At 69.3% G+C, this 13,145-nt stretch carries 15 protein-coding genes; 10 read left to right on the top strand and 5 right to left on the bottom strand.

Translation table 11 applies throughout. The features are described 5' to 3' along the window. Positions 1-167 precede the first annotated feature (167 nt). Both VF330_RS31780 and VF330_RS31775 read right to left on the bottom strand, forming a co-directional pair. Complete coding sequence (locus VF330_RS31780) at positions 168-1,499, bottom strand: FAD-binding oxidoreductase (RefSeq protein WP_330855391.1); 1,332 nt, start codon at positions 1,497-1,499, stop codon at positions 168-170. Beyond that, positions 1,496-2,074 (bottom strand): helix-turn-helix domain-containing protein, encoded by a 579-nt coding sequence (locus VF330_RS31775; RefSeq protein ID WP_330855390.1) that lies wholly within the window; start codon positions 2,072-2,074, stop codon positions 1,496-1,498. Before VF330_RS31775 ends, VF330_RS31780 begins: the two co-directional genes overlap by 4 nt. 93 nt (positions 2,075-2,167) lie before the next feature. On the opposite strand from VF330_RS31775, the gene VF330_RS31770 reads away from it, so the two are divergent. After that, a complete protein-coding gene (locus tag VF330_RS31770; protein ID WP_330855389.1) occupies positions 2,168-2,995 on the top strand; it encodes a glycosyltransferase family 2 protein in 828 nt (275 codons plus the stop codon). On the opposite strand, the gene VF330_RS31765 is transcribed toward VF330_RS31770, so the two are convergent. Together VF330_RS31765 and VF330_RS31760 are read right to left on the bottom strand one after the other, a co-directional pair. Continuing rightward, positions 2,958-4,037, bottom strand: coding sequence for a PLP-dependent aminotransferase family protein (locus VF330_RS31765; protein WP_330855388.1), 1,080 nt, complete (start codon positions 4,035-4,037; stop codon positions 2,958-2,960). The genes VF330_RS31770 and VF330_RS31765 overlap by 38 nt on opposite strands. Positions 4,038-4,067: 30 nt before the next feature. Continuing rightward, positions 4,068-5,273, bottom strand: coding sequence for a PI-PLC domain-containing protein (locus VF330_RS31760; RefSeq protein ID WP_330855387.1), 1,206 nt, complete (start codon positions 5,271-5,273; stop codon positions 4,068-4,070). 421 nt (positions 5,274-5,694) lie between these two features. On the opposite strand from VF330_RS31760, the gene VF330_RS31755 reads away from it, so the two are divergent. Continuing rightward, positions 5,695-6,477, top strand: a complete 783-nt coding sequence (locus VF330_RS31755) for a hypothetical protein (RefSeq protein WP_330855386.1) — start codon at positions 5,695-5,697, stop codon at positions 6,475-6,477. Between the two features lie 324 nt (positions 6,478-6,801). On the opposite strand, the gene VF330_RS31750 is transcribed toward VF330_RS31755, so the two are convergent. Further along, positions 6,802-7,005 carry a cold-shock protein gene (locus VF330_RS31750; RefSeq protein ID WP_330855385.1) on the bottom strand — a complete coding sequence of 68 codons (204 nt, stop codon included), beginning with the start codon at positions 7,003-7,005 and terminating at the stop codon, positions 6,802-6,804. Between the two features lie 140 nt (positions 7,006-7,145). On the opposite strand from VF330_RS31750, the gene VF330_RS31745 reads away from it, so the two are divergent. The 8 genes from VF330_RS31745 to VF330_RS31710 form a co-directional block, all read left to right on the top strand. Next, on the top strand, positions 7,146-8,246 hold the full coding sequence (locus tag VF330_RS31745; protein ID WP_330855384.1) for an acyl-CoA dehydrogenase family protein: 1,101 nt from the start codon (positions 7,146-7,148) through the stop codon (positions 8,244-8,246). Then, complete coding sequence (locus VF330_RS31740) at positions 8,246-9,247, top strand: s-methyl-5-thioribose-1-phosphate isomerase (protein WP_330855383.1); 1,002 nt, start codon at positions 8,246-8,248, stop codon at positions 9,245-9,247. Before VF330_RS31745 ends, VF330_RS31740 begins: the two co-directional genes overlap by 1 nt. Continuing rightward, a complete protein-coding gene (mtnC, locus tag VF330_RS31735; RefSeq protein WP_330855382.1) occupies positions 9,244-9,900 on the top strand; it encodes an acireductone synthase in 657 nt (218 codons plus the stop codon). The genes VF330_RS31740 and mtnC overlap by 4 nt, the downstream gene beginning before the upstream one ends. Continuing rightward, positions 9,897-10,493 carry a methylthioribulose 1-phosphate dehydratase gene (gene mtnB / locus VF330_RS31730; RefSeq protein WP_330855381.1) on the top strand — a complete coding sequence of 199 codons (597 nt, stop codon included), beginning with the start codon at positions 9,897-9,899 and terminating at the stop codon, positions 10,491-10,493. The genes mtnC and mtnB overlap by 4 nt, the downstream gene beginning before the upstream one ends. Beyond that, complete coding sequence (locus VF330_RS31725) at positions 10,490-11,053, top strand: cupin (RefSeq protein WP_330855380.1); 564 nt, start codon at positions 10,490-10,492, stop codon at positions 11,051-11,053. The genes mtnB and VF330_RS31725 overlap by 4 nt, the downstream gene beginning before the upstream one ends. Positions 11,054-11,163: 110 nt before the next feature. After that, positions 11,164-11,841, top strand: coding sequence for a polysaccharide lyase family 7 protein (locus VF330_RS31720; protein WP_330855379.1), 678 nt, complete (start codon positions 11,164-11,166; stop codon positions 11,839-11,841). A gap of 15 nt (positions 11,842-11,856) precedes the next feature. Next, positions 11,857-12,792 (top strand): asparaginase, encoded by a 936-nt coding sequence (locus VF330_RS31715; protein WP_330855378.1) that lies wholly within the window; start codon positions 11,857-11,859, stop codon positions 12,790-12,792. A gap of 60 nt (positions 12,793-12,852) precedes the next feature. Next, the coding region (locus tag VF330_RS31710; protein WP_330855377.1) for a helix-turn-helix transcriptional regulator at positions 12,853-13,145 on the top strand (293 nt) is incomplete at its 3' end.

Genomic DNA, 13,145 nt, shown 5'->3' with positions numbered 1-13,145 from the left:
CTCCTAGTGCGGTGGTCACGAACCCTTGCCGGGTTGCGACCGGTCCAGGGCGATGCATCGTGGTGCCTCCCCCACGTCCTCGTACTGGTGGTACGGGGGCGGGGGGGAGGTGCCGCGTGGCGTCCACCTGGGCCGTGCGCACCCCGGGGAGGATTGGGGCCACCGCACTAGGCCTTGCCGGGGTTGAACAGGTTCAGCGGGTCGAGGGTGGCCTTGACCGCCTGCTGCACGGCGTGCACGTCGGGGCCGAGCTCGCGGATCATGCCGTCGCGCTTGAGCAGGCCCACGCCGTGCTCGCCGGTGACGGTGCCGCCCAGCTCCAGGGCGTGGCCGATGATGTCGTCGAACGCCGCCTGCGCCGCGACGCGCGCGTTGTCGTCGCCGGGCGGGGTGATCAGCAACGGGTGCAGGTTGCCGTCGCCCGCGTGCGCGATGGTGGCGATGTGCACGCCGTGCCGTGCGCCGATCTCGACGATGCGGGCGAGCATCGCGGGAACCGCGGACCGCGGGACGCAGACGTCCTCGGTCAGCAGCGGGCCCAGGCGTTCGAGGGCCGGGTAGGCGAGGCGGCGGGCCGCGAAGAGGGCCTCGGCCTCGGTCGAGTCGGTGGAGCGTTCGGTCCAGACTGCGCCCGCGTCGGTGAAGGCCGCGGCCAGGCCGTCGGCGTCGTCGGAGGTCTCGGCGCGGGCCAGCAGCATCGCCTCGGTGTCCGGCTCGATGCCCAGGTGCTTCCAGTCCTCGACGGCCTGCAGGCACGCGCGGTCGACCAGTTCCAGCGCCGCCGGCTGAAGACCGCGGCTCGTGGCCAGTGCGACGGCCCGACCGGCGGAGACGAGGTCGGGGAAGGCGCCGACGACGGTGGCGGACGGAGCCGGGGCGGGCCGCAGCCGCAGGGTGATCTCCGTGACGACGCCGAGCGTGCCCTCGGAGCCGACGAGCAGGCTGGTCAGGTCGTAGCCCGCCACGCCCTTGGTCGTGCGCCGGCCGAGCCTGACCGCCGTGCCGTACGCGACCGGGCCGCCCATCACGACTTCCAGGCCGAGCACGTAGTCGCGCGTCACGCCGTACTTGAGGCAGCAGAGGCCGCCCGCGTTGGTCGAGACGTTGCCGCCGATCGTCGACCACGGCGAGCTCGCCGGGTCCGGCGGGTACCAGAGTCCCTGCGCCGCAACGGCTTTCTTCAGGTCGTCGTTCACGACGCCCGGCTGCACGACGGCGAGCAGGTTCTCCCGGTCGATCTCGACGATCCGGTCCATCCGGCTGAGGTCGAGGACCAGGCAGCCGTCGACGGCGTTGGCACCGCCGGACAACCCCGTGCCCGCGCCCCGCGGCACGATCGGGACGTTGTTCCCGGCGCAGGCCCGCACGGCCTGCTGGACGTCCTCTGTGGACCGCGGCCGGAACGCGGCGAACGGGGTGCCCGCCGGCGCCCACTCCGCCTCGTCGTGGCTGAGTCCCGCCAGCGTGTTCGGGTCGGTGATGAGGTTCGGCAGCTTCATGACCGCTCCAACGCGCCGTGGGCGGCCTTGTGCACCACCCGTTCCAGTCGTGCGCCCCAGTCCGCGGGCGTGGTGTCGGCGTGGACCGGGACGACGCCGAAGCCCGCCACCGCGAACCGCGCGAAGAGCACCAGGTCGAAGGCCTGGGCGGGGGAGGCGAGCGGCGGCGTGAGGATCGTGGCGATCTGCGCCGCGCCGGTGTTCAGCTCCTGCGTGCCGGTCGCGATGAGGTCCGGCTCCCGGACGATCACGGCCCGCCGGCCCAGCTCCAGCGCCCACTGCTCCGGCGTGATCGAGTCGACGGCCGTGCGCAGCGCCGCGACCAGCGCGGCAACCGGGTCCGGATCCGGTGTGAGCGCGCGGACGACCCGGCTGAGGAACGCGTCGTACCAGAAGATCGCGGCCTTGGTGCCGAACGTGCGGAAGAGCGTGCGTTCGGAGATGCCGGCGCGGTCGGCGATCGCCCTGGTCGACGTCGCGGCGAAGCCCTGGTCGAGGCACAGCGCGATGGCCGCCTCCTGGATCGCGAGGCGGGTGCGCAGGTCCTTCGCGGCGCGCGTGGTGAGCGTGTCCACGGCGCCAACCTAACCCAAACTGTCAGTTACTGCCATATTTCATGTCATCTACTGTCAGAGTGTCGATGGCGTCTGCCGGGGTAGACGACTGGCATGGCCCGGACCACCGTCGTCGTCGCCTCGCAGAACCGCGCGGGCAGCCTGATGCGCACGCTCGCGCGCCTCAGCGAGCTCGCGGTGCCCGTGATCCTGGTCGACAACGCGTCCACCGACGACACGGTTTCCCGTGTGCGCAAGGAGTTCCCGCACGTCCTACTGCTGGAATCGGCCGTGAACCGCGGCGCGGCCGGGCGCAACCTCGGCGTGCAGGCGGCGCGGACACCGTTCGTGGCGTTCGCCGACGATGACTCGTGGTGGGCTCCCGACGCGCTCGAACGGTCGGAGCGGATCTTCGACCAGCACCCGGACCTGGCGGTGATCGCGGCACGCACGCTGGTGGGCCCGTCGGAGAGACCCGACCCGATCACGCCGCTGCTGCGCGACAGCCCGCTGGGCGAAGGGGTCGCGGGCCCCGCGGTGCTCGGGTTCATGGCCTGCTCGGCCGTCGTGCGGCGGCAGGCGTTCCTGGACGTGGGCGGGTTCAGCCCGGTGTTGTTCTTCCGCGGCGAGGAGACGTTGCTGTCGTGGGACCTCGCGGCGGCGGGGTGGGCGCTCTGCTACGTCGAGGACGTGGTGGCGCACCACCACCCGGCGGCCGAGCGGGCACCGGACGGGGCGATCGTCGAGCGGCGCAACGCCGTGCTGGCGTCGTGGATGCGCCGGCCGGTGGGCAGCGCGCTGGCGGCGTCGCTGAAGGACCCGCGGGCGTTCCGGGCGGCGCTGCCCCGGCTGCGCCAGGCGCTCCGGCAGCGTCGTGAGCTGCCGGAACACCTGGAAGCGCAGATCAGGAAAGTGAGCGCACAGCAGCCGCGAGGCGGGTGATGCCCTCGTCGATCTGCTCCGGCGTGACACCCGAGAACGCGAGGCGGATCTCGTTGTCGCCGCCCTCCAGCAGGAAGTCGGAGCCCTTCACGAACTCGACGCCGTGCTCCTTCGCGACCGGCGCGAGCTTCTCGATCGACACGCCCGGCAGCTCGACCCACATGAAGTAGCCGCCCTGCGGTGCCGTGAAGACGGCCTCGGGCAGTTCGCGCTGCAGTGCCGCGACGAGAGCGTCCCGACGCGCGCGCAGCTGCTTCTGCACGTTCACGACCGACTCCTCGATACGGCCCGAACGGCAGTACGAGTTCACGATCGACTGCGCCACCATGTTCGGCGAGATGTACGTGGTGGTGGCGATGTCCTGGATCTTCTTGATGACGGCCTTCGGGCCGACCAGGTAGCCGCAGCGGATGCCGGGCGCCATGGTCTTCGAGAACGACGACGCGTAGACGACCTTCTCGCCGGTGTCCTGCGACAGCATCGTCGGCAGGGCCTCGCCCTCGAACCGCACCTTGATGTACGGGTCGTCCTCGAACAGCACGAAGTCGTACTTGGCCGCGAGGTCGAGCAGCCGCGCGCGCTTGGCCTCGGACAGCGTGTAGCCGGCCGGGTTCTGGAAGTTGGGGATGATGTGCGCGAGCGTCGGCCGCACACCGCTCTCCAGCAGCTTCTCCAGCGCGTCGACGTTGATGCCGTCGGTCTCCAGCTCGATCGCGTGGATCTTCGCGCCGCGCTGGCGCAGGTTCAGCAGCGTGCGGTCGTAGGTCGGCGCCTCGACCACCACGTCGTCGCCCGGCTGCACGAGCAGCTCGAACAGGAACGCGTCGGCCTGCATCGACCCGTTGGTCACGAGGACCTGCTCCGGCTCGACACCGTGCTGCTCCGCGAGCCACGTGCGCAGCGGCACGTAACCGACGCTCGTGCCGTACGCGAACGTGCCACCGGGGTCGTCCGTGAAGGCTTTCTGCGCCGCTTCGCGCAGACCCTCCTGGTCGATGATGTCGAGAGAGGGCGCTCCGCGCGTGAACAGGATCGAGGCCATGCGCGGAGCGTACAACTCCCACTATTTGGGCTACGCCCTATATACGTACGAGTTGAGCTGGCTGACCGCCGCGGCCGCGTTGCCGAGGTGGTAGAGGTCGACCGCGAGGAAGTTCGGCTTCTTCCGCGCCGCGGGCTGGCAGAACTGCTGCGCCCTGTTCGCGAGCTTGCCGTTGTCCGACGTGGCCGTGCCGGAGATCGGGACGTCGCGGAAGTGGTTCATGACGAACAACGGCTGGAAGCTGCCCGTGGCCGTGAGCGGTTTTTCATCCCATCGGCTGTAACAGGACCAGTCGGACGTGCCCAGGCCCGACCCCATCGACCAGTAGTTCTCGACCGTCCAGTCCTTCTGGTACAGAACGCCGCTGTCCTCCCGGCCGTCCTTTCCGTGATCGGTGAAGATGATGAGCCGCTTGCCGCTGTTCTGGAGCTGGCTGCGCGTCGGCCACCCGTTCTGCTGAACTCCCTCCGCGCGGTAGAGGACGTCGTTCAGGCCCTGCACCTTGCGCAGTTCGGCGCGCAGCGTGTTCGCGTCGACGTAGTCCTCCAGGAAGACCGTGATGATCTCGCCGCGGTTGTTCTTGAGGAAGTCCACGATCCGTTGGACGTCGACGTTGAGCGCCACCGGCTTGCTGACGAGCGTGCAGCTGTTGTGGCAGAGGATCGCGCCGTCCGCGGTCTGGTGGATGTCCAGCATGAACCCGCGCACGCCATCACCGAGCTGCTGCACGATGCCGCGCGTCTGGTTCTTGGCGAGGTTGACGAACGGCGGCGCGAACCCGCCGTCCACCCCGTTCGCGTAGGCGTTGTGGGCGGTCAGGAACGTCATCTGGTCGAGGCGCGGGTCGGCCGGCATCGGCTCGGTCGGGTTGGTGACCGGCGTCAGGTACCAGCGCGACTGACCGCCGAGGCTGAAGAACTCCCACTGGTCACCGAACTGGACGGGGCTGTGAACCGCATCCCCCTGTGAACACGAACCCATGGTGAGCGCACGGGTGATGCACTGACCCGGCGAGTCGACGTTCTCGAACCTCCTGTCGCTCAATCGCCACTGCTGGTGGTCCTCGTTGCCCTTGGGTCGGTGCAGCTCCACTCCACCGCCGCTCTGGGCGACGTTGAGGCCGGTGCCGACACTGGTGACGTAGAACGTGCCCGACGGAGCCGCGTTGGCCGAGGGCACCAGGGGAGAGATCAGCGGAAGGAGCAGCAGGGCTGCGATGGCAGGGAGGCGTCGCATGTGACCAGCGTCATCCATCCGGCTGAAACATGAAACCGTTTCAGGCGGGTGGTCGTTTAACAGTTCGGGTATCCCACGCGAAGTGACCAGCTCTTGCTGGGTACAACTCCACGGCAGCCGTCGCCCAGCCGAAGGGTTAGGGCCGGTACCTCGGGCGCCGCCTTCACAAGCCGCGCAGGGTTCGACTCCCTCGGTTGCCACTCCGCTCACGGACCACACGTGGTCCGTGAGCGCCCTCTCCGCCCGTCCCGCGGCGGGAAGCGGTGGCGTCGCGGCCGACGGGTCGCGGCGCCCGCTTCATTCGGCCTTGCAGGTGAAGTTCCTGCACTCAGGGCCAGGATCGTTAACAGTCGTCCTCTCTTCTCCGACTGCCCTCTGCAGAACGACGGAGTGCCCACTCGTCGGTTGAGGAGGAGCAGTGGTGGCCAGGGGGAACAGGCCGAGGCGGTTCGGCTACGTCATCTCCGGCGCGGCGATCGCTGCTGCGACGGTGCACGTCGTGTGGCCGGCAGCCAAGATCGACTCCACCACCGTGTTGTTGCTGGGGCTCGCGTTGGTGCCGTGGTTGGGCACTTTGCTGGAAAGTCTCGAGCTGCCCGGGGGTCTCAAGCTGAAGTACCGGCAACTCGAGGAGCGGGTGGAGGAGGTCGCCGCAGAGGGCAAGGCGGGTGTCGACGACGTTTCCAGCGTCGCCCAAGCCGCCCTGGGCGCCGCCCAGGTGGGCAACTCGGTACCGGACCGCCAGGCGGCCGGGCACCTTCCCACGCTGGACGAACTGGTTCGTGAGATGCGCCGTCTGCGACAACTGCCGCGCTCGGACAGCCGGACGGATCTCATGGACCAGCTGTTCGGCGCGATGATCGTCGCCGCTGGATGGGAATCGGCGTTCAACGTGGAAGCAGCTCTTCGAGACGAGGACCAGGACCGGCGGCTGACCGGCTACGCAGGGCTCCACGGACGACCCGACACCGAACGCATCGACGTCGTGATCGATGTTCTCGCCCACGAACCGACCGCCTTCAACCAGTACTGGGCGATCAAGACGTTGCGGGTGCTGGCTGGCCTCAGCGACTCCTCGCAGGTCACGCCGAAGCTGGAGCCGAGTCTGCGAGGCCTTCGGAGGGCAGTGCCACCTGGAAGCTCGCGCGCTCGCGAGATCGACCTGCTGCTGAAGGCGCTCGGCTCTCACGAAGCGAGCGTCTGAGCCGTCCTCCGAATGCCCTACGGCCGGCGGTTCGAAGGCCGTAAAACGGCTCCCGCCGCTCCCGGCCGCTGGTTGCCGGGAACCTGACCGGGCGACGAGACGTGCGACCCGCCCACGCGAGCAGAGCGGTTCTGGCGTTCACCGTGGAACGAGGCGACGACGCGCACGTCAGCTACCGGCCTTTCGGTCCTGGTGGTCCTGCTGACCACCACTGGAACCACCATGGCAGACGGGTCTGACAATTTTCGGCGCGCGGTCCGGGCCGTGAACCGGGGCATGAAGAAGCCCGCCCGGCGGACAGCCGAGCGGGCCCCGGAAGCGGACTCAGACGGCGCGGACGGCCTGCGCCTGCGGTCCCTTCTGACCCTGGCCGATCTCGAACTCCACGCGCTGCTTCTCCTCGAGCGACTTGAAGCCGTTGCCCTGGATCTGCGAGTAGTGCACGAAGACGTCCGGACCCCCGCCGTCCTGCTCGATGAACCCGAAGCCCTTCTCGCCGTTGAACCACTTCACGGTGCCCTGCGCCATACCTGTTGCTCCCTAGGTGCCGGTCCCCGCCACAGCGGGGTGCGCGGCGCAGTCTGCCAGCGGACGACGTCTCTCACATCGTGGTTAGCCCGGTGGTGTGACGAAGTAAGTTGAACCGGGTACCACCGAGAGGAGCAGGGATGACGAACTGGCTGGACGTCGCGCACGACGTGGCGGCGACGCTCAGGTCCGACGCGGCCGACAGGGACCGGGCCAACCAGCCACCCGCCAAAGAGGTGGAACTGCTCCGGCAGAGCGGCCTGCTCGACGTCGACGACTGGGCCACCCAGCAGCGGATCGGCCGGGTCGTCGGTGCCGCCGACGCCAACATCGGGCACCTCCTCGGGTACCACTACCTGCAGATCTGGCGCAGCGGCCTGTTCGACGTCCCGTTCGGCAAGGCTCCCGGCCAGTTCTGGGCCGGCGTCAGCAACCCCCTCGACGCGGCACTCGAGCTCACTCCCGCGGAGAACGGCTACACGCTGAACGGCCGCAAGACGTTCGCCACCGGTGCCGCCGTGGCCGACCGGCTCGTCGTCAGCGCCACCCGCACCGACAACGGCGAGAAGCTCACGTTCCTGCTCGACGGCAAGGCTGACGGAATCACCTACCTGGACGACTGGGACAACATCGGCCAGCGCCTCACCGCGTCCGGTGGCGTCAGCTTCGAGGACGTCCGGGTGACCGAGGTCCTCGGCGTCCAGCCGACCGGCGACGACCAGCGCCTCAGCCTCGCCGCCATCGGCTTCCAGCTCGTGCTCGCGCAGCTCTACGTGGCCTTGGCGGAGGGGGCCCTCGCGGAAGCCGCCGACTACACGCGCACGAAGACCCGTCCGTGGTTCGTCAGCGGTGTCGAAGCGGCCACCGAGGACCCGTACATCGTCGCCGCGTACGGCGAGATGGTGTCGCAGACCAGGGCCGCCGGGCTGCTCGCCGACGAAGCCGCGCGGCAGCTGCACGAGGCCACCGAGCTCGGCCGCCACCTCACCCCGGCCAAGCGCGGCGAGGTCGCGGTGACGATCTCCGAGGCCAAGGTCGTCAGCACCAAGCTCGTCAACGAGGTCACCAGCCGGATCTTCGAGCAGGTAGGCGCACGCGGCACGGCCGCCAAGTACGGAGTGGACCGCTTCTGGCGCAACGCCCGCACGCTCACGCTGCACGACCCGGTCGTCTACAAGGCACGCGAGGTCGGCGAGAACTTCCTGACCGGCGCGCGCCCCGCCCACACCGGGTACAGCTGATGCAGCCCGTCCTCGCCGACTCGGTGCGGCTCACCGACGACGGAGTGCTGATCCTCGACCGCCGCCAGTTCCCGTTCGAACGCGACTGGGTGCTGTGCCGGACGGCCGGGGACGTCGCGCGGGCCATCGAGGACATGGTCACCCAGTCCTCGGGCCCGTACTTCGCGGTCCTCTACGGCATGGTGCTGCACGCCCGCACCCTCGAAGGGAAGCCGTTCCCCGAGGCGCGCGCCGAGCTCGCCACGACCGCCGCGATGCTCGAGAACACCAGGCGCACTAACAACGCCCTGCGCAAGGCCACCAAGATCGTCCTCGACCACGTGGACGCCGCGCGGGACGTCTCGCAGGCGCTCGAAGGCGCGCTGGAGGGCGACCGCGCGTACCGCGCCAAGAGCCGGGCGCTGGGGGAGCACACGGCGAACCTGTTGCAGGACAACGCCACCGTCATGACCCACTGCTGGGCCGACCTCTACCTGACCGAGACGGTCCGCGCGGCACAGCGCCAGGACAAGACGCTGAGGTTCTTCTGCACCGAGACCCGCCCCTACCTCCAGGGAGCGCGGCTCACCGCGGAGACGCTGGTCGAGATGGGCGTCGACACCACGCTCATCACCGACGGCATGGGCGCGGCCGTCCTGCAGAGCGGTGCCGTGGACGCCTTGGTCACGGCGGCCGACCGCGTCACCATGGACGGGCACGTCGTCAACAAGGTCGGCACACTCGGACTGGCCGTGGCCGCGCACGCGTTCGGCGTCCCGTTCCACGCCCAGGTGCAGGCACCCGACCACGCGGCGCCCACGACCGAGCACGTCGAGATCGAGTACCGCGACGGCGCCGAGGTGCTGCAGGTCCTCGGCAGGCCCAGTGCCACGCCGAGGGTGAAGGGGCTGTACCCGGCGTTCGACGTGACGCCGCCGCGGTTCGTCACGGACGTCGTGACGGACCGAGGGGTGTTCCACGCCGCCGAGCTGGACAAGTACTACGAGGGAGAACAGCGGTGAGCAAGTGGGTCGTGCTCGACATCGAGGGCACGCTGAGCGCGACGGACCAGGTGCTGGTCGTCCTCTACGACTACGCGCGCCCGCGCCTCGGGCCGTGGATCGAGCAGCACGGTGACGACCCGGTCGTCGCCGAGGCCGTGCGGCAGATCAAGGAGCTCTCCGGCCACGACGACGTCGTCAAGGCGCTGCACGACTGGATGGACGCCGACCAGAAGGTCACGCCCCTCAAGACGTTGCAGGGTCTCGTCTGGCAGCAGGGCTACGCGCAGGGCGACCTGGTGGCGGAGTTCTTCCCGGACGTCGTCCCCGCCCTCCGCAAGTGGCACGACGACGGCGTGAAGCTCGCGATCTTCTCCAGCGGCTCGGTCGCGGGCCAGGTCGCGTTCTTCCGGCACACCACCGACGGCGACCTGACCCCGTTGCTGGAGCACCACTTCGACACGGTCAACGCCGGCCCGAAGCGCGAGGCCGCGTCGTACCACAAGATCGCGGAGACGCTCCAGTCCGACGACATCACCTTCTACAGCGACGTCCCCGCCGAGCTGCACGCGGCGCAGGAGGCGGGCTGGAAGACGGTCGGCGTCGCGCGCGCCGGTGAGCCGTACGGCAACGCCGACTTCACGCCCCACCCGACGGTCTGGGAGCTCTCGTGACCGCGGAGCTCGCACGCGAGTGCGTCCGCTACGCGCAGATGGGCTGGATGCGCGGCACCTCGGGCAACCTCTCCGTTGTGCTGCAACGTGATCCGCTCCGGCTCGCGGTCACGGTCAGCGGCGTCGACAAGGGCGAGATCACCGCTGAGGACAGCGTGGTGATCGACGCCGACGGCAACGCCGTCGACTCGCCCAAGGTCCCGTCCGCCGAGGCCGGCCTGCACGCCAGGATCGCCCGCGTCGCCGGAGCGGGCGCCGTCGTGCACGTCCACGCACTGGCACCGGTCGTCGCCGCCGAGCACTGGCCGGGCGGCGTCGTGTTGCGGGACCTGGAGATGCTCAAGGGGTTCGGCCGCCAGGCCCACGAAGAGGTCGTCGTCCCGGTCGTGCCGAACTCGCAGGACATGGTCGAGCTGGGCGACGCCTTCGAGAAGGGCTTCGACCCGGGAGTCGCGGCGCTGATCGTGGCGCGGCACGGCGTGTACGTGTGGGGCGACGACCTGGTGCAGGCCAGGCACCGCCTGGAATGCCTGGAGTGGCTGCTGCGCTTCAAGGTGGAGACGCGAGACATCTTTACGGGGAGGAACGCATGACGCTGCTGACCGTGTGGCCGGAGACCGGCCCCGAGGAGACCGTGCTGCGCACCACCGACGCCGAGGAGATCGCCACCGCGCTCAAGGAGCACGGCGTGCGCTTCAGCCGTTGGTCCGTTGTGGACGGTGTCACCGCCGAGAACGCGCTGGAGGTCTTCAAGGCCGACATCGCCCGCGTCAGCGAGACCGAGGGCTACGGCTACGTCGACGCGATGGAGATGACCCCGGCCGACACCGACGAGTACCGCGCGAAGGCCGTCGAGTTCCGCAACAGGTTCCTCGCCGAGCACACCCACGACGACGACGAGGACCGCTACTTCGCCCGCGGCGCGGGTGTTTTCTACCTGCACATCGGCGACAAGGTGTACGCGGTGTTCTGCACGGCGGGCGACCTGCTGAGCGTCCCGGCGAACACGACGCACTGGTTCGACATGGGCACCGAGCCCGACTACGTGTCGGTCCGGTTCTTCCACGACGACGACGGGTGGATCGGCAACTTCACCGGCAGCGACATCGCCACGAAGTTCCCGACTTTCGACGAGCTCCGTTCAGGAATGTGAAAAGTTCGCCCATCTGAACATTGTTCCGGAATTCCCGGAAAGTGTTGATCCCTCCGCCTTCCTGCCCCCAGAGTGGTACAGACCACTTAGGGAAGTCGGAGGGATTCACCGTGGAAACCCCTGCACTCCACACGCGACGCTCCGTGCTCGCTCTGGCGTTGACCGCACCCCTGGTCGTGGCCCCGGCGGCTCAGGCCCTCGCTCAGCCGCCGTCCGCGCAATGGACGTCCGCGCCGTACACCTACACCGTCCAGAAGCCCTACAACCTCGCCCTGAGCAGCCGCTACAAGTTCGAAGGCGGCGTGCACACGATGTGGGTCTACGACTACGACCAGCCCCACACCGAGGGCAGCCCGACCGATCCGCGCACCGAGATGCGCTTCAACCAGGAGTACTCCAGCGGCCAGCGCGCTTGGGAGGGCGAGATCTACATCCCGTCCGGCGTCAGCGGCCCGACCGTCGTGCAGATCCTGCGCGGCAGCCGTCCCGACGGCACCCGCGCGACCGACGTCATGCTCAACGTCGCCAACGTCAACGGCGGCTCGTTGCGCAAGGACAGCAACCAGGTCATCGCCACCGGCATTTACAACAAATGGTTCAAGATCCGCGTCGAGCACACCGCCGTCTCGGGCGGAACGGGCACCGTGAAGGTCTACTACAACGGCGCCCTGAAACTCACCCACCCCGACGAGGGACCGGCGACGCGCTATTTCAAGAACGGCGTCTACCACCACGGCAGCGGCCGCGCGGAGGCCCGTTTCCGCAACATCACGTACTGGCGCCAGTAGCTCTAGGGTGAGTCCATGGACTCACGGGTGGCGGTGGCATCGCTCGGCGGCACGATCACGATGACGGGCTCCGGCGCGGTGTCACCGACCCTGGGCGCGCGCGACCTGGTCGGCGGCCTGGAGGTCGGCGAGATCGCCACCCTGGCCACGATCCCCGGCGCCTCGCTGACGTTCACCACCCTGCTGGAGACCTTCGACTGGGCCTCCGCGAGGGTTGCGGAAGGCGCGTCGGGCGTCGTGATCGTGCAGGGCACCGACACCCTCGAAGAAACCGCCTACTTCTTCGACTGCCTGTGGCCGCACGACGAACCCCTCGTCGTCACCGGCGCCATGCGCCACCCCGGACTCCCCGGCCCTGACGGCCCGGCCAACCTCGCCGCCGCGGTGTCCGTCGCCGGCGCCCCGAACTCCCGCGGCCGCGGCGCACTGCTGGTCCTGAACGACTCCGTCCACGCCGCCCGCTGGGTCCGCAAGACGCACAGCAGCCTCCCGAACGCCTTCGAGGCGTTCCCCGGCCCCCTCGGCCTGGTGGTGGAGGGCGCGCCGCAGTACTTCCACCCGGCACACCGGCTGCCTGCTCTGCCGCGACCTCTGGACGTGCCGGTGGTGCCGCTGGTCGAGGCCACTGTGGACGATGACGGGTCGCTGCTCGACTGGCTCGACGTCCGCGGCGTGGTGGTGGCGGCTTCCGGCGTCGGGCACGTGTCGGCGGGGATGGCGGAGGCGATCTCGCGAGCGCGGTTCCCGGTCGTCGTGGCTTCTCGGACCGGGGCGGGGACCACGTTCCGCGACACCTACGGGTTCGTCGGGTCCGAGTCGGACCTGATCGCCCGCGGGGTGGTGATGGCCGGGTGGTTGTGCCCTCGGAAGGCTCGGGTGCTGCTGCGGCTGGCCCTCGGTTCGACGCAGCCCGTCGGGGACGTTTTCGCAGCTCGGGGCAGTGTCTTTTAGCAGAAGGTTCACTCGAACGAGCCGATGCATGGACCTGACCCAAGGCTTACGTTCGGCGGAATGACCGCGATCATGTCCACCCCGCTCAGCAGGGATCTCGGCGATGAGCTGCGCCGGCTGAGGGAGTCCTGCACGTCGTTCACCGGTCGGGCGATGGCCGTCCAGCTCGGCTGGGACCCGAGCAAGGTGTCCGACATCGAACTCGGCAAGGTGCGGGCGAGCGAGATCGACCTCGTGCAGTACCTCGCCACATGCGGCAAGGACCTCCGTTACATGGAGGAGTTCCGGCTCCGGTACCGCCACGCCTTCGACCTGTACTTCGCCCAGTTGCCGGACAACCTGCGCACGCTCGC

The organism is Lentzea sp. (assembly GCF_036380075.1).
GTDB lineage: Bacteria > Actinomycetota > Actinomycetes > Mycobacteriales > Pseudonocardiaceae > Lentzea.
This window is presented reverse-complemented; position numbering and strand designations above follow the sequence as displayed.